The sequence below is a fragment of the Thermodesulfovibrionia bacterium genome (assembly GCA_030646035.1).
GTDB lineage: Bacteria > Nitrospirota > Thermodesulfovibrionia > UBA6902 > UBA6902 > JACQZG01.
Genome location: JAUSMY010000010.1, coordinates 79,871 through 96,457 on the forward strand (window position 1 = coordinate 79,871; position 16,587 = coordinate 96,457).

Genomic DNA, 16,587 nt, shown 5'->3' on the forward strand with positions numbered 1-16,587 from the left:
GAATACCCATCCCAATTATAGAACGCATCTTTTATAAACAGGAGTGAAAATAATGTAAATACTACTCGAAGAAGGATTATAAGAGACTTCTTAGCTGTCAATTTTATCTTTGTTTTTCTTGGAAAAGAAACCTTTTACAATATTTACAATACGCTTCCAAAATATCACAATAGCTGCAAGTATGCCATATACAAAGGGTAGCACTGATGTGAAGAATATACCCCCTGTATTAGGGTCTATATAAGCCTCCGCTTTATCTGGTACAAAAAAGAAGGAAGAAACTACAATCAAGGACATAACATACCTGCAATAACTATTTTTTTCACTATAACTCTTCATAATCCCTCCAGTGTGAGCCACTTATTATAAATATATTTACTAATTTTATAATAACAACAGGATGCCTTCATAGTCAATAACTCAAACCATCCAATTTTGCTAAATTCAAGATTGATGAATTGCATTTATATACATTAATTAAGGCATTAATGTTTTACCCTCCATATCTTGGGAAGACATCCCAAAGCAGGATAATACGGTAGGAGCAATATCCATCAAACTGGGAGAATCACTGTTTATCCTGAAATTGGAAAGCAAAATGCCGGGAACAATAGAGGGATCCATTATATGATCACCGCTCCACTTTTTAAGGTTATCATCAAAAATATTCGATGGGGAACCGCCTATCGCGGTCTGCCATGACGCCCTGAAGCCCTCATGAAACCCAATAACCATATCAGGGGAACTGGTTAGCTGATGGCCTGAATAAATATCCCTGCTCTTATAAACCTGCATAATTGCCGGCTTGCCATCATTTGTATCAGTCAGAGCAAGAAGCTTCTCTGATATCCGATCCATTATTTCATCAGCTTGAGCAGGATCCACGATCCCGAGCTTTTCCCTGCCTTTGATATTAAGGTATATGCTGCCGAAGCCGGTAGAGAAAGCCTTTGTATTATTCCAGTCAACATACTTAAAAAGAGGCCCGCCTTCTTTATCATCGGGCAATACTTTTTGTTTTAATGTCATAAATCCGTTTTCAACAAGCCATGAGTTAAGGTGCACTACCCTTCTGAATGTTGAAAACCCATGGTCAGAGAAAACCATAAAAGCGGTATCATCATCAAGGTGTTCCATCGTCTGCCCGAGGATACGATCCATCCTCCTGTAATAGTCATCAATTACATGGCCGTATTTTTTTGCATACCCTTCATCATAAAGCGGGTGTTCAGGGTCGATTGTTGACCAGAAAATGTGCTGTACCCTGTCTGTAGTAAAAAACGCGAACGCAAATAATCCTTCCCTGAATTTCTCAAGTTCACTCCAGAGCATCTCTTCCTGTTCATCAATGATCTCGTCACACATTTTTATAAAAGCATCTTCATCGATCCTACCCTCTTCAAGGGCCTTGGTATCTTCAGACATGCCCAGTGTATAGAAAAGGGCAAGATCCCCGGCAAGTTCGCGAATATATTCGTCAGGACTGGTAATCACAAAGGCAGGGTCCTTTGGGTTGATCTGAACGGCAGACATATAAAGTTCAAAATCAGGCTTTATCCCGTTCAGGTAAAATTTAACTATGCCGGATACTGTCTTCATCAGGCCGACTTTAAATTTAACCTCTACCCACTCACTCCAGGCCGCCCTTTTTACAGTTACTTTATTGCCGTCAATATTTATTTCAATCCCTGAATCATCCGAAAAAATGCTGACGGCCATCTCAGTTTTAGCTTCTTCCCTGCTATTTAATTTTGCGACCCTTGGGCCTGATATATATGTCTTTATATTATTCTCATTTATATTTACTTTAATGACCTTTTCTATACCCTCCTCATTTTTAGATACCTGTCTGGAAGTATAAAAAGAATATTTCCCAAGCCCTCCTTTTATATCAGGCACTCCAAGGCCGGCATACAATTTAGCCTTATTCTGTTTTGGCTGAAAAGTTACAGGCCATTTTAATATCGTAGAAGAAATTCCATTAGCGGAAGTAATGTCCCAAAAAGCATCTCCATGCATGACGGGCAGGAACATCAATTCCCTCTTCCCGAACATATTCTTGGGATTCACCTTCATAATGGTCAGCTCCGGCATGTAATCAACAGCTCTGCGGCCAATAAAATCAAATACCCCGTGATACCCGGGATTGTTCCCAGTTGCTATCGAAGCCCATGCGACAGGGCTCTGCGCAGGATTGCTTGTTGCTAATGAAGAAAAAGAACCTGACTTGCTGAGATTGGAAAAGTTCGGGAGTTCACCTTTTTTCATTAAAGCAGATAAAATCCTGGGATCCAGTCCATCCATACCAAGAAGAATAACTTTCTTATAATTATGCTTGATCTTAGACGGTTCAATATATTCTTTAACCACTATTTCCTCCTGTCACTCCAAGAATATTCTTCAGTATCCATCTCATTATTTTTTCTCAAAAGTATCCTGTTTATTCATATACTCATAAATAGCATTCGCTGCAATCTCATGGCCGAATTCATTCCAATGCCCGTCATGTATAAAGGTCAGCCTTTTTTGCTTCTGTTTATAATAATCTTCAAAAACTGGCTCAAGATCAAGAAAATCAATGCCATTTTGACGTGCAGCTTCTTTTGCAATTAAATTCAAACTCAACGCACCTGCTTTAACGCTTTCTACTTTATCAACCATACCATAAACTACTTCGGTAACACCGCCCATAACTATCAATAACTCTGCATTATTATTATCACATAATTCTTTCATTTCACTGAACACATAGTTAGTAACTATTTCATTGCTGGTTTTTTTAGCATTGATGGCAGTAATAGAGATATTCCCCTGATAGTAGATTTTATTGCCAAGAAGAATATCTTTAATATAGTCAATAGGTATTTTCTGCCTGAAAACTAAATATCTCCATATGGCACTTTCCCTTAGTGAGGAATACCATGGCCTGACAAACTGTTTAGGCTCTTCTTCAATAACATCACCGTTTTCAATTTTTAATTTCATAAAATTACTTGCATAGGATCCCTGTAAAAACTCATATGATTCATCAAAGTCATTGTGAACCAATATTACAATTACCAGATCAGGCTCATATTTCATTACTTCATTTCTCAGCATATGAAGATATTGGGACATAGGAGCCCCACTAATGCCAAAACGATAAACTTCAAATTTATTATTTCCAAGCTTGCTCTCCAGCTTCTCCGACAGACTTACATCAAAATCCAATACATGAGCCTCAACGTATGAATCGCCAATAACAGCTATCCTGTATTTGTCTGAATTTTTCTTAAGTGTGTAGTTGTCATGCCCGGAGTTCCATCCATTTGCATTAACACGGTATTTAGCTGCAACCTCATTTTTAACCCTAAACACACCGGTTTGATTAGGTGTGTACTTTATGACACCATTAACAAAATCAAGTTTAGGAAATTCAGAAGGGAATAATATAAATCGAAAAACAATAAATTCTAAAAATACAAGCAATAAGATTAAACTGGCTAAAATCAGAATGATGTTGATAAATAAGTTTTTAATCTGGTTCATTTTCAATAATTGATATTCAACATTATGTAAATAGACAATAAGTATAAAAATTAATTATTCTTTAAACAATATTTTCAATTAAAAAAAGGTTCCGGACTTTCATATTACGCTTTTGCCATTAAAATTCAACAGTAAACATTACTATATTATCTTTATAATAATCATTCGTTACAGTTAAAGACAGTTTGTCCCTATATGCCATTATTGTTTTTTTACTTTTAATAACAATTTTTTTTGTACTGTTGTTAGGGAAATTCAAATCCAGCCATGACTTGATGCTGTATCCGGCTGGATATTCAACTTCTTTGGCATATGGAATCTTATTTCCGTAAGAAGCGATACCATCAGGAAAATCATATATATATATATCTGCATTATCAGGCAATGTTGGCAGGGTTTCAGCAATTCTTCCAAAAAGTAAATCGGATATCTCTCCACTATCTTTCCACTCTCCATAGGTTTTAATAAGCGGCGAATATAATAAAAGTGAGCCTGATATCACAAATGTTGATGTAAATATTATGGCAGAAACCCTAACAGAAGATAACTTGCCGTGAATAGTCCCGAAACCTCCTTTTCTTATCTTTTGAACAAGAGAAATATAACTCTCAATGAGTAAAATTGAGAGTAACGCACTGAAGGGAATTGTGGAGATATAAAGATAGTAACGGCCGGATATTAGTGTCGCCATGTAAACACAAAGAGGCAAAAACAGCCAAATCAGTAAAAAAGCTGCCGCTTTCAAATGATTTATTTCAACAAAATATTTTACTATTTTTTCACTATGATAACTTCCTCTTATAAAAGCTAAACCAAAAACTAAAATTACAAATATTTGTACCGCAACAGGGGAGAGGGAAGAGACTGATGTGCCGAACTTAAGGAAATCAACAGGATATATAAGGACTATAAAATATCTCGAAAGAATCTCAATAAGAACTTTAGATATTTCGAGAATTCCATGCGGCCTCTCAGCATATCCACCGATGCCGCCTAACACATATATACGCATTGAAAAATATATTAAGGTAACTATCAAGTATGGAGAACACTTGCTAAGAGATTGAACCAGCCCTGCCCTGATAGATTTATTATCTAAGAAATATGAAATCATTACATATGAGAAAACCAAAGGCGGTAATATAATAGCTATCTCTTTTGCACCAATTGCAATCAAATAAAACAAAACAGAAAATAAATAATATATTCTTCCGCGTGATTTCATAGAGTAATATTTAAAAAATGATAATATCGATAGCAGCACAAACAGTGTTGATAAAATATCCATTCTTCGAACATTAGCCGGTACAGTTTCAACCAAAAGTGGATGGGTTGTAAAGATAATTGCTCCTAACCAGGCTATGGTTTGCCTGCCATTAGCAAGAAATTTTACAATCATAAAAACCAGAACAGACACTAAACAATGAAGAATCAGATCCGTCAAATGATAACCAAAGGGATCCAGTTTCCACATGTAATAATCCATGCTATATGATAATACGGAAATAGGGCGGTACCATCTATGGAAATTCAGTGCATCCGGAATAGCATTAAGTCCCGGCTCAGTAAATATTCTAAATATGTCACTGAAGGAATTAATCCGGCATGTATCAATTAAAGATATGGCATCCATGCCGGTAAAAAAACAACCAAGAATATCTTGATAAGTCAGAATAGCTATAAGGGCTACGGTAAGAAGCGGAAAAACTGTTATAAAGATTTTGAAGAGGTTATTCCCAAACCTGCCTCTCATAAACTAAAATGCATTTTCTGATACCCGGACTGCGTTCGCCATTAGGGTAAATGTTAAATTTTTTGCCGGCAACCATGGGAAAGAGGTTCCATCAACAATATAAAGATTATCAAAATCATGGCTTTGACAATCTTTAGATAATGTGTTTTGGGTTCTTTCCAAAGACATCGGAATCGTACCGGCATAATGAATATTGGCCCCCATAGGACGTATGTGATTAGCCGCAGACGGAGCTATACATCCTAATTTCCGCAAAGCTTTTGTTATCTTTTTAAGAACCTTTTTAATTTCTTTATCTTCAACACACATTGATGAATAGTTTATCCCCAGCCTTAATCGTGAAGTTTTGTCGTCAGTCTCAAGAGTAAGGTAATTCTCTGTCCTTCTGCTGTCAAAAAAACTGACACTGGCAAGCCCCAACGCTGAATGTATATTCCCAAAAATAGACAAAGAAGTTTTCAGATCAAAAAACATACTCTGGATCAGAGGATGGATCATTGCAGTCTTTAATGTCGTGAGTTGAATATCAATATATTCTTTAGGGTTCTCCCGTTCAAGTTCCATTGAAAGCTGATGATACTGATAGTTTTCAGGGTTGAACTGCTTTCCTATCATGTTTAGATTTACAAATGGTATGAAAATTTGACGGTTGTCCATAAGCCCGCGCAATTTAATTATCTCACCGGTATTCTTAAAAACCGAATTTAAATAAATTTCTGAGGAACATAATGTCCCGGCGGCAAGGACAAGTTTTTCAATAGGAAACTCGTGGTTAATTCCTCCAGTAATAGACTGAGCAACTACATCTGTAATATGGTTTTTTGAGTCATATTTGAAATGACTTACGTATGCATCAGGAACATATTTGAAATTGTCATATTGTTGACATTGATACAAAGTGGCAGACGGAGTATAAAGAGACCTCAAAGGACACCCCCATAGGCATCTACCGCAATAACTGCATCCTTTACGATCTTCATAATCATCCTTGAGCACGGCTATTCTGGAACGTCCCATGTAACATCTAAGCTTATTGTTAAGATAGTGCTTATTTTTTTCATACTCAGACAAAAGAAGTTTTGAGTGCTCATCCAGATTAAGAGGTTCTGATAAATTCTCATGAAATGGAAAGAATTTCACAAGATCATCCCTTTCCCCTGTCACCCCAATCCTCTTAGCTACTTCATTATAGTAAGGTTCTATTTCATTATAGTTAAACAGGAAGTCTGCAAGGTCTACATCATCAAAAGGGCAAACACCTGCCGTCCATGCCTCTGCAAGCCCTCCGCGGGCGAATGATAAAACAGGTGAAAATCCTTTCAAGCTGAGCCCAAAACCGGGTGGCTTGGAAAAAACATAATTTTTACTGGGAGGGAACCCATAATACTCAGATCCATAGTCAGGATAGATAACCGCCTCATAGTTTTCTCCGAGAAAATATTTAACAGGGTCATCTAATTTTTCCTTGAGGCCATTTAAAGTATCATCAGGATTTACAGCCTCAGGCTTCTTATACCCTACGTCAAGCATTGTCACTTCATAGCCCTTTTTCAACACAGATAATGCAAAGTGAACACCGCTTGCGCCTGAGCCGACAATTAATACTTTATTCATAATTTAATAACTATCTGCCTTTGGAATAAATTTCTGAAAAACATGTAACGGCATAAATAATACTACCGCAATAAGAAGGCTGAAGGCGAAAACCAGGAACCATGAGAAAACCTTAATGAAAAAGATTGTTTTACTCCGTACAGTCACTGAATCAAGTTTGTAGCATACAGGAGCATAGCTCTCAAGGATTGCTATCAGCAAGATCAGTTTTTTCCTGAAGATGGCATTCTTGAAGAATATAGTTGTGTACACATCAACCAGCTTAGTGAAAAAGGTGCCTCTTTGGGCAACAGCAAGCAGAACCTTGTCAAAATTACTCAAACCACTCTGGCCCGGGCTGCCTAAAGTGTGAGCATTGTTATACTTTTCAAGCACATATTTATCAGGATTTCCACTTATAAGGTATTGATAAAACGCCTTGCATTCATTATCTAATCTGCTTGAATTCATAATTAAATATTATTCAATGCCAGCGTGAGCATTTCATCGATACTTTTCATCTTTGGAATACGCCTTAATAAAACTGCGTTATCCTCAGCAGTCCCATCATAGCGGAATGAGGATAATTGTCCTATATTAACAGGCAAATAGGAATAAAAAAACTTTTCAAAAACAGAAAGTATATTTATGACAAAATTCAAAGGAATATGAAAGGTTTTGGGCTCTTTATTAAACATATGACGATGAATACTTTTTATGAAAGCCTCAATTGTAATCACCTCCGGCCCGCCAATTTCATAAATCTCGTTATTGAATATATTTTCATTAATAATTGATAAGATGCAGTCAGACAGATCATCCACATAAACAGGCTGTATTTTTGATTTTCCATCTCCGAATATCGGAACTATTGATTTATCTGCAAGTTTCAGCAGGCTCTTTAGAATTGAAGACCCACTTCCTATAACTATCGTTGGCCTTACAATTGTGTAATTCATTGTACATTTCTTAACTGATTCTTCTGCTGTTTTTTTAGACTGAGCATAGTAATATTTTGAAATATCATCAAATTTAACAGATATCGAGCTGATAAATAAGAAGTTTTTTACCGATGCCTTTTCGCACAATTTAATTAAAAGCTCTGTCCCTTCTACATTAGTCCTGAAATAATCTTCTGGCCTTGCTTTTCCTGTTGCTGCTGCAAAGTGCAAAACTGCATCAACAGAAGCCAGAAGATGCGCATAACGATCAGTATCAAACAAGCTGCCTTTAATAAATTTGAAATTTTTATACTTTGACAAAGACCCCAGAGTCACGTTTTCGTTCCTGCTGAGACAATAAACATTATCATATTCCTTAAAATTGATCTTTTTAAGAAAATTCATAGCGATAAACCCGCTTGCCCCGGTAATGAACAAAGACATCTTCATAAGTTATGGGTTTCTTCTTTATTGTAAATGATATTTATTATCACATTATTATCCGATATATAATCCAATTGAAGCTTTATGTCATCTGGATAATCAGACAGCTCTCTTTTACTGTTTATATGAACTTTTATGCGACGATCCGGATAAGTCATAACTATCCATGACTCTATACTGAATTCAGCATAATACCCAACCTCTCTTGAATGAGGAATTAACTTTTTATAAGAGGCTATGCCACTTGGGAAGTCCACCAAATAAATTACCGCATTATCAGGCAATTCAGTGATGATATTTGAAAGTTTCTCAAGGATCTCCCTAGAAATTGTACCTGTGGCTTCCCACTCCCCGTATTTTTTTAAAAGTGGTGAATACAGAAAGAGAGAGATTGCCATAGCAGCTATTACTATTAACTTAAGAATGTTAGTATTTTGAAAAGATATTTTCAGCGAATAGGAAGATGCCCGGGATTTTCTAATCCCTTGCAAAACAGTCCTGTAGCTTCCACATAAAACAATAGAGACTATCATGCTGAAAGGTATTACAGAAACGTACATATCGTGATGGTCAAATGTTAGCGTAGCGATGTAGATACCAAGAGGTATTAACATCCAGACTACAAGAAAAGTGATTAATTTCCCATGTTCCGAACAAATGAAAAACTCCAATAACTTTTTCCGCTTATGGATTCCCATTAAACAAATAACAGAAAAGAGGATTAAAAAAAGAAGCGGTCTCAGGATGATATCTCTTGCTTTATAAAAATAGGTCTCAACCGTATGACTGCCCACATTACTCATTGCCTTTGAAAGAATTTCCAGCCCTTTCCCAATATAAGATTGCTGTATTACACTGTTAATAGAAGGAGAAATTATGGGATACATTAAAATTGAGATTACAGATGAAATCATTACTGTCATTAAAAGTATTTTAATATTATTAATTATTCTATTTTCTTCACAACACATTATATCAAACACTTTCTTTCTGTAAAAGCAAAGCCCCATAAAAGCAACGAGTAAAGCTAAGACAAAGACAGTTTGTCTAAATATTGTCGTGAAAGGATCAAATAATAGATCCAGACGCAAAAAATCAACAGGATAAATAAGATCCTGAAAATAGGAAAAGACAATGTCAAAGCCGGAGTAAGTTAAAGTCAAAATTCCACGGGACTCACCAAATGATGAAGCATATCCACCCATTCCGCTTAAAATATGCATGCGCCACAACAGGTATGCTACAGTTATAGCTAAGTATGGGATACATCTCTTTAATGAATATATAAACGTCTTAACAAAAGATGCGTTATCCGTAAAAGAGAAAATAAAAACATAGGAGAAAATCATGACAGGCACAATAACCGCAAGCTCTTTTGTAAGAAGAGCAAGCGCGTAGAAGAAAATGGAAAGGAGCAAATAGCTCCTTCTGCGCAAACCTGAAGTGAAGTATTTCATGAACAACATTAACGAAGGTAAAATGAAAAGGGTTATTATCATATCATTCCTTCTTGCTGTTACTGGAATGACCTCTACGTGTATCGGGTGAAGAGAAAAGATAAGGGCACAAAGCCAAGCAGAAATATCATCTTTACCATTTAGCAAAAATCGAGCAAAAAAGAATACTAAAATAGATACAGAAATATGTAACAATAACTGCATTAATTGGAAACCAAAAGGATTGAGCCCCCAAATAAAATAGTCTATCCCGTAAGAAAGTTCTGCAAGCGGACGATACCAGGCAAATTCCTGTGTCATCGGCCTAAAAAATAATTTTAAAACATCACTTAATGATTGAAACCTGCCCTCCTCAATTAAATTCAAACTATCAAGGCCCGTAAAAAAATAGCTAAGAATATCTTTATAAGCAAGAAATGTAATTAAGGCTATTGAACACACCATAAGTACGTTTAAGATATTTTTATTAGCGATATTAATATTTTTAAGCTTCATTCTTATTTTACGTTTTCCCCTGCTTTGGAGTAATTGAAATTCATTTCCATATTGCCGGTTTTCCCGGCTTTTACTTCCAAATCAAAATCTTCAGGATAAGTTGCAGGTTTGAATCTACTGCGTATAAAAACTTTAAAATTATTGTCCGGATAATTCAAATCTAACCATGACTTTATACTATGATTATGTAATAAAAATATAATGTGAACTGTATGAAGGATATCGAATTCATATGCAGGAACATCCTTAGGAAGATTATATATTTCAATAACGGAGTCATTTGGTATCTTATCAACAACTCTCAGTAATTTATCCAAAACAAGATAAGACACTGTTCCGCTCTCTTCCCATCCCCTGTATTTTCTAACAAGAGGGGAATGCGCCAATAGTGAGATCAGTAATGCTGCCATTAACAAGAAACTTAAAACTCTTGTGTCAATAAATAATGACCGCAGGGTAAAAGTTGAAAAACAGTACCCCTTTATTTTTTTCATAGTATATTGAAAACTATCAACCAACATGATGGAAAAGATAGCACTAAAAGGAATCCCGGGAATATACATCCCCCAATAAGGAATGTTTAACGTTAACATATGAATCGCGAGCGGCAATAACATCCAAAGAAATAAAAAAACTATTAATCTATCATGTATCACATTAAAACCATGTTTTTTTAGCTTAACGTACTGATAACACCCTATTAAACAACATATTGATAACAGTAGAACAAATAAAGATGAAATCAATAATATATCCCTGGCTTTATAGAAGAAAAAATCAACTGGATATAGCAATAATTGAAAATAAACAATAACAATTTGAAACATCTGCTTACTTGCCGAAAAGATGCCTGATGGCTCATTAACATAACCGCCTATCCCGTTTAAAATATATGTGCGCCAAACAAGATAGACAATGGTAAGAACCAAATATGGGAGACATGTCTTAAATGAATTCAACCATCTACTCTTGAAAGTTTCTTTATCTGAAAACGTGTTAATTAACACATAAATGAAGATAAGCGGTAGAAGGATAACTGCAATCTCTTTTGCACCTAATGCAAGTACATAGGATAATAGCGAAAAAAATAGATAGCTTTTTCTGTGCGATGCCGCAGATAAATAATTTAAAAATAATAATAAAGAGATAAGCAAGAAAAGTGCAGCTATAATGTCCTGTCTGTTTTCGATTGAAGGAACACTTTGAATAAAAGCAGGATGCGTTGTAAATATTAAAGCACCCAACCAGGCTGTGAAGTGTCTGCCATGTGTGATATATCGGATAATAAAGAAAACCAATATTGAAACTAAACTATGAAGAAATAAATCAGTCAAATGATGCCCAAAAGGGTTCAGCTTCCAAATTGAGTAATCCAAACTATGTGATAGCACTGATATCGGACGGTAAAATCTCGCAATGTCAATAAATCCGGTACTATTCATCATCGGCTCACTAAAGATTCTTAGCAGATCGTCAAATGAGTTGATTCGTCCTGTATCAATTAAAGTTAACGTATCAGTCCCGGTAAAATAAAATCCAAGGATGTCATAGTAGGTCAGAAATGAGAACAAACCAAGTGACAAAACGATAATACAGGTAATGATGCGTTGGTCAGAAAGCAGGGGCTTTTTGATTTTCATATTTTCAGTATTATGAACCAATACAGATGCAAGAATTCAAAATTATTTAAAAATGAAATATGATACAGTTATTGCCGTAAGTTGCGGTTTTAATAAATTCAAATAACCTGACAATTAAATGTCGGCAACCCATTGCAGCTTAATAATAAATACAAAATAATCAATAAATATGCCTTATTAACAAACTTATTATACGTTAGCTGGTAGAGGTTTACAATTCGATATCATGAGGAGCATTCTGATGTTGAAACAATCAATATTGTGTCTATCCATTATATTCTTATATAATATTTATGAAAAGCCATGACAACAAAAGAAGCATTGACAAAGAGTGTTAAAATCGCCAATGGGATCTTTTTAGTTGGAGCATTGGTCTGCTTATTCGTTCTACTCTTCGTCTTATGGAAAAGCAATTTCACACTTGATAAAGTAATAACTAAACAAATAATCGCTCCTATTATATGCTTGATTTTATTTTTATCAGCCCTGAAACTAAAAGCTAAAATAAAGGTCAATGTAACCCTTATATTAATTTCTTTAATATTATCCCTTTATGCTTTTGAAATCTTCATCTATTTGTGGGTGCCAAAAAACCGTATCGATATAGTTAAGGATGCTAAAGAAGCAGGTATTTCTTTTGACCGCAGAACAAAATTGCAGGTCCTTCATGATTTACGTAAAAATGGAGTTAATGCTTATCCTATCGTATTCCCCTCCCGTCTTCTTCCCAAAGGATTAAAGCCTGATTTTTATTTCCTTGGTAATATCTCCAAAGCTACAACAATCCTTTGCAACGAAGGCGGGGAATATGTGATCTATCTGTCTGATAAGTACGGTTTTAATAATCCGCCCGACAGCTGGGAAACAGGCCAACCGGACTTAATGATGGTTGGAGATTCATTTGTTCAGGGTATTTGCGTAAAACCAGGAGAAGACATGACAGGACAATTGCGTAAATTAGGATGGAATGGATTAAATGTTGGAATGGGCGGCAATGGACCATTATTTGAATTGGCTACCTTAAAAGAATATGTTGAACCGATGAGACCTAAAAATGTGCTTTGGGTTTATTATGAGGACAATGATTTAATAGACTTCCAAAAAGAGAAAGAATCCACTATTCTTCTTAAGTATATGCAAAATGATTTTTTACAAAATCTGATTAACCGTCAGGAAGAAATAGATAATATTCTTAGAGATTATATTAAAAAAGAAATAGAAAATGAAAACAATAATTACAGAACCCAAAATAAGTTGTTAAACTTTTTAAGGTTAAGCCACATACAAACTATGCTGATTCGTTTTAATAAAGGCGCTGAAACTGAAACAATCTCAACTCCCCAGCCGGATCTCCTATTCCAGGAAATTCTCAAGCAAGCCAGAGATAGAGTTTCTCAATGGGGAGGTAACTTATATTTTGTATATCTGCCTCACTTTCAAAGATATTCCAAGAATGCGGATTATGACAAATTGCGTCACCGGCAAGATGTATTATCAATAGCTCGAAAATTAGAGATTCCGATCATTGACCTGCATGAGGAAGTACTTGCAAAGCATAAAGACCCTCTTTCTCTTATCCCGCTCCGGCTGTATGGTCACTATAATGCTGAGGGCTATAAATTATTTGCTGAAGCGATTGATAGGCACCTGAAACAGAAATGAAATATAAAAAAAAGAGATAATCCATATAATAACTTGAAAAACAAATTAATTTATTTTTCCCAATAAATCAAATGAGCAAGATACTTATCACAGGTGGTGCCGGCATGATAGGGTCAAATCTAGTCAAAAGACTTGTTGCCCTTGAGCATGAAGTGACGGTCGTGGATAATCTTTGGCGAGGGAAACTGGAATATTTACACGATGTTCATGGAAAACCGGTAATTGATCTAAAAAGGAATTTTTTCAATCGTGATCTATCCAAGCCGGGAATGTGTGATGATATCCTAAATGGAGTTGACTATGTTTATCACCTGGCTGACATAGTAGCTGGTATCGAGTATGTATTTAATAATCAAGGAATTGTTTTTCGTCAGAATATGCTTATTAATTCTAATGTCATAGAATCTGTGAGGCGATATCCGGTCAAAGGATTTATTTATACCGGTACTGCATGCAGTTTTCCAGCATCTCGTCAATCTGGAGTAGATGCACTGCCGCTAAAGGAGGAAGAACAATACCCTGCTGCTCCCGAATCTGCTTATGGCTGGTGCAAACTAATGGGTGAATATGAGGCTCTTTTAATGGAGCTTGAGTCCAATATCCCTGTTTCTGTACTTGTTTTGCATAATGTCTATGGGGCTCCTTGTGATTTTGGAGAAGAAAAGAGTCAGGTTATTCCGTCTCTGATCCGTAAAGTTATCTTTTCTCCGGAGATTCCATTTGTTGTTTTTGGCAGCGGATCTCAGGGACGAGCCTTTGTCCATGTCGATGATATTGTCAATGCACTCATATTAACTATGGAGAAAGGGCTCGGAAAAGGAACAATCCAAATTGGGCCGGATGTTTGTACATCCATAAAAGATATTGCTGAAACCATTGTAAAAATATCAAAGAAAGATATTAAGATCCTGTATGATTCGGCTAAACCAGAGGGGGATAAAGGGCGATGCGCTAATTATGATAAGGCAAAAAAAATATTGGGATGGGAACCTTCTGTTGATTTTGAAGAAGGACTACGCAGGCTATATAATTGGATTGAGTCTAAAATAGAGAAAGAAAGAGTGCTGTTTTCATAAGGCAGGCTCAAATCTATTTAGCTAATTTTAGCTTAACCAGGCCCACAAGATTTCTTAAAGCTATATTTAGAATTTTGCTAAATATAAATACTCTGGTTCCCCCATCTATTCTAAGCCTGTGATTAATAGGAAGTTCTTTTATCACCAATTTTTTTTTGTAACACATAGCTACAAAACCCCACCAAAAACCTTCCTGTAAAAAATACAAGTAATTAAGATTATTAATGATCTTTTGTTTTTGAAATAAAACAAATGGGGCGCTTGGATCATGTAAATCAGGAGAAAAAAGCATATTGAAAAATTTCTTAAATGATCCGGAATACAGCTTCCGCAAAAAAGTATCTTGCCTGTTAGTCCGCCAACCAATCAATACATCCGCTGTATCTTTATTACGCCAAAATTCACTGAAGTCATTCGGGTTACACTGGCCATCAGAATCAATACACAAAACAAATTGCGAATTTGCCATCCTGATCCCATCGATAACAGCTTTACCGTAACCTCTCTGCGTATCTTCCTGACTCAGCTTTATCGGATAGCTGTCTTTTAGGTTAGTTAATAGATTTTTTGTCCCATCAGTTGACCCATCTTCACAAATAACAAATTCATAACTGATCTCCAGCTTATCTACTTCGTCTTTCCATTCTTTAAGTACCTTCTCAATACTTTTAACTTCATTATGTACAGGAAGAATTATATTTAAATCTAAGATATTATTTAATGTCATTTGACAACTGTTTCAATAGAGTTAGTGTGTTCCTTAATAAACCACGCAATAGTTCTCTCTAATCCCTCTTTCAAATATACTTCAGGCTCCCAGTCGAGAAGTTTTCTCGCTTTTGTAATATCAAGAGCTCTTGATTTTGATCCTTCAGGTTTTGTCGTATCAAAGAATATCTTCTTCGGTCTCCAGCGTATTATTTCAAAGATCGTATTAACCAGATCCACAATAGTATAACGTTTGCCAATGCTAAAATTTACAGCCTCTCCATTGGTTATTATTTCACAAGCCTTCATACTCCCTCTGATAACATCGTCTATATATGTAAAATCTCTCGTCTGCCTGCCTGTCCCCCAGATTAAATAAGGATCCTCTTTTGCCAATGCTCTTCTTATCAGAGCCATGAGTGCATGAGTTTCATTTTCCCAAGGACCATATACATTTACAAAACGAGCAATCGACCCTTTTAATCCATATTGCTTTATATATGCCAGCAGGTTTTTTTCCCCCATAAGTTTTGCCCATCCATACTCACTATCGGATCCGGCCCAGTTGCCTCTATAAGCATCCTCTTCTTTTAATAAATATTCAGAGTCATAGTCTTCCAAAAGTTCAATAGGATAGACACAGGCCGATGAAGCATAATGAACTCTCTCTATTCCAGCTAAATGCGCTGCCTTGAAAATATTTTGATTAATAGCGAAATTTTCACAACAATCTGCAGGATAATTTTCTATATAACCCCGCCCTCCAAAATTTGCTGCTAAATGAAATACAATTTCTTGATTTTTGAGCGCGTTAAGTGTGTCCTGAAAATATTCTAAGTTTACTCTTATGAACTTATTGCCATCTTCTGCTTGATAGCCCCAGCTTTCTTGCTTGTATTTCAGCTTGTTATTATTCCAGACCCTAAATACATTATTCAGGCTGCTTTTGGAAGCTTGCCCGACAATCGTTGTCTCTGCACCAGACTTGATTAGATTATCGGCAAGTGCTGAACCAATGAATCCATTACCACCAGTTATTAAGACTTTTTTTCCAGAATAAAATGATTTATGCATAGGTGAATGAATAGTTAAAACTTCTTAATGTTAGGATATAATTATTATATATAATACATGAAATACTATTTAGATACCAATAAGTTGGGGCTGTTTCTGATTTAAAAATACATATGCTATTAAAGGCTTAACTTATTTTTGAACAACCTGTATCATTCATGATTATGGCATGAATACAAATAGTGATGAGCTATATTTCTTTCCCTCTTACAGCAC

The 16,587-nt window shown here is 35.7% G+C and carries 13 protein-coding genes; 2 read left to right on the forward strand and 11 right to left on the reverse strand.

All coding sequences use genetic code 11. From position 1 onward, the window contains the following. Positions 1–90: 90 nt before the first annotated feature. From Q7U10_01330 to Q7U10_01370, 9 genes are all read right to left on the reverse strand, one after another. The gene (locus Q7U10_01330; protein ID MDO8281260.1) at positions 91–339 is read right to left on the reverse strand and encodes a hypothetical protein; all 249 of its coding nucleotides are present in this window, start codon (positions 337–339) and stop codon (positions 91–93) included. Between the two features lie 138 nt (positions 340–477). Beyond that, positions 478–2,370, reverse strand: a complete 1,893-nt coding sequence (locus tag Q7U10_01335; GenBank protein ID MDO8281261.1) for an alkaline phosphatase family protein — start codon at positions 2,368–2,370, stop codon at positions 478–480. A 45-nt stretch (positions 2,371–2,415) separates the two neighbouring features. Next, a complete protein-coding gene (locus Q7U10_01340; protein ID MDO8281262.1) occupies positions 2,416–3,528 on the reverse strand; it encodes an SGNH/GDSL hydrolase family protein in 1,113 nt (370 codons plus the stop codon). 118 nt (positions 3,529–3,646) lie between these two features. Then, entirely contained in the window at positions 3,647–5,281 is a 1,635-nt protein-coding gene (locus tag Q7U10_01345) for a hypothetical protein (GenBank protein MDO8281263.1), read from the reverse strand. Between the two features lie 3 nt (positions 5,282–5,284). Further along, positions 5,285–6,895, reverse strand: coding sequence for a GMC oxidoreductase (locus tag Q7U10_01350; GenBank protein ID MDO8281264.1), 1,611 nt, complete (start codon positions 6,893–6,895; stop codon positions 5,285–5,287). Positions 6,896–6,898: 3 nt separating this feature from the next. Beyond that, positions 6,899–7,345: a hypothetical protein gene (locus tag Q7U10_01355; GenBank protein MDO8281265.1), complete on the reverse strand. Its 447-nt coding sequence runs from the start codon at positions 7,343–7,345 to the stop codon at positions 6,899–6,901. A 2-nt stretch (positions 7,346–7,347) separates the two neighbouring features. After that, entirely contained in the window at positions 7,348–8,265 is a 918-nt protein-coding gene (locus tag Q7U10_01360) for an NAD-dependent epimerase/dehydratase family protein (GenBank protein ID MDO8281266.1), read from the reverse strand. Continuing rightward, on the reverse strand, positions 8,262–10,211 hold the full coding sequence (locus Q7U10_01365; GenBank protein MDO8281267.1) for a hypothetical protein: 1,950 nt from the start codon (positions 10,209–10,211) through the stop codon (positions 8,262–8,264). Before Q7U10_01365 ends, Q7U10_01360 begins: the two co-directional genes overlap by 4 nt. A 2-nt stretch (positions 10,212–10,213) precedes the next feature. Continuing rightward, the gene (locus tag Q7U10_01370; protein MDO8281268.1) at positions 10,214–11,851 is read right to left on the reverse strand and encodes a hypothetical protein; all 1,638 of its coding nucleotides are present in this window, start codon (positions 11,849–11,851) and stop codon (positions 10,214–10,216) included. Positions 11,852–12,154: 303 nt separating this feature from the next. Between Q7U10_01370 and Q7U10_01375 the strand changes: the two genes are divergently transcribed. Further along, entirely contained in the window at positions 12,155–13,513 is a 1,359-nt protein-coding gene (locus Q7U10_01375) for a hypothetical protein (GenBank protein MDO8281269.1), read from the forward strand. A 71-nt stretch (positions 13,514–13,584) separates the two neighbouring features. Next, on the forward strand, positions 13,585–14,589 hold the full coding sequence (locus Q7U10_01380) for an NAD-dependent epimerase/dehydratase family protein (protein ID MDO8281270.1): 1,005 nt from the start codon (positions 13,585–13,587) through the stop codon (positions 14,587–14,589). A 13-nt stretch (positions 14,590–14,602) separates the two neighbouring features. On the opposite strand, the gene Q7U10_01385 is transcribed toward Q7U10_01380, so the two are convergent. Together Q7U10_01385 and Q7U10_01390 are read right to left on the reverse strand one after the other, a co-directional pair. After that, positions 14,603–15,316 (reverse strand): glycosyltransferase family 2 protein, encoded by a 714-nt coding sequence (locus Q7U10_01385; protein MDO8281271.1) that lies wholly within the window; start codon positions 15,314–15,316, stop codon positions 14,603–14,605. Further along, positions 15,313–16,371, reverse strand: a complete 1,059-nt coding sequence (locus Q7U10_01390; protein ID MDO8281272.1) for an NAD-dependent epimerase/dehydratase family protein — start codon at positions 16,369–16,371, stop codon at positions 15,313–15,315. The genes Q7U10_01385 and Q7U10_01390 overlap by 4 nt, the downstream gene beginning before the upstream one ends. Positions 16,372–16,587 lie beyond the last annotated feature (216 nt).

Excerpts from the sequence above, each read along its gene's own strand:
- Q7U10_01330 (MDO8281260.1), bottom strand. The coding sequence starts at position 339 with ATGAAGAGTTATAGTGAAAAAAATAGTTATTGCAGGTATGTTATGTCC.
- Q7U10_01340 (MDO8281262.1), bottom strand. The coding sequence starts at position 3,528 with ATGAACCAGATTAAAAACTTATTTATCAACATCATTCTGATTTTAGCC.
- Q7U10_01345 (MDO8281263.1), bottom strand. The coding sequence starts at position 5,281 with ATGAGAGGCAGGTTTGGGAATAACCTCTTCAAAATCTTTATAACAGTT.
- Q7U10_01350 (MDO8281264.1), bottom strand. The coding sequence starts at position 6,895 with ATGAATAAAGTATTAATTGTCGGCTCAGGCGCAAGCGGTGTTCACTTT.
- Q7U10_01355 (MDO8281265.1), bottom strand. The coding sequence starts at position 7,345 with ATGAATTCAAGCAGATTAGATAATGAATGCAAGGCGTTTTATCAATAC.
- Q7U10_01360 (MDO8281266.1), bottom strand. The coding sequence starts at position 8,265 with ATGAAGATGTCTTTGTTCATTACCGGGGCAAGCGGGTTTATCGCTATG.
- Q7U10_01365 (MDO8281267.1), bottom strand. The coding sequence starts at position 10,211 with ATGAAGCTTAAAAATATTAATATCGCTAATAAAAATATCTTAAACGTA.
- Q7U10_01370 (MDO8281268.1), bottom strand. The coding sequence starts at position 11,851 with ATGAAAATCAAAAAGCCCCTGCTTTCTGACCAACGCATCATTACCTGT.
- Q7U10_01375 (MDO8281269.1), top strand. The coding sequence starts at position 12,155 with ATGACAACAAAAGAAGCATTGACAAAGAGTGTTAAAATCGCCAATGGG.
- Q7U10_01380 (MDO8281270.1), top strand. The coding sequence starts at position 13,585 with ATGAGCAAGATACTTATCACAGGTGGTGCCGGCATGATAGGGTCAAAT.
- Q7U10_01385 (MDO8281271.1), bottom strand. The coding sequence starts at position 15,316 with ATGACATTAAATAATATCTTAGATTTAAATATAATTCTTCCTGTACAT.
- Q7U10_01390 (MDO8281272.1), bottom strand. The coding sequence starts at position 16,371 with ATGCATAAATCATTTTATTCTGGAAAAAAAGTCTTAATAACTGGTGGT.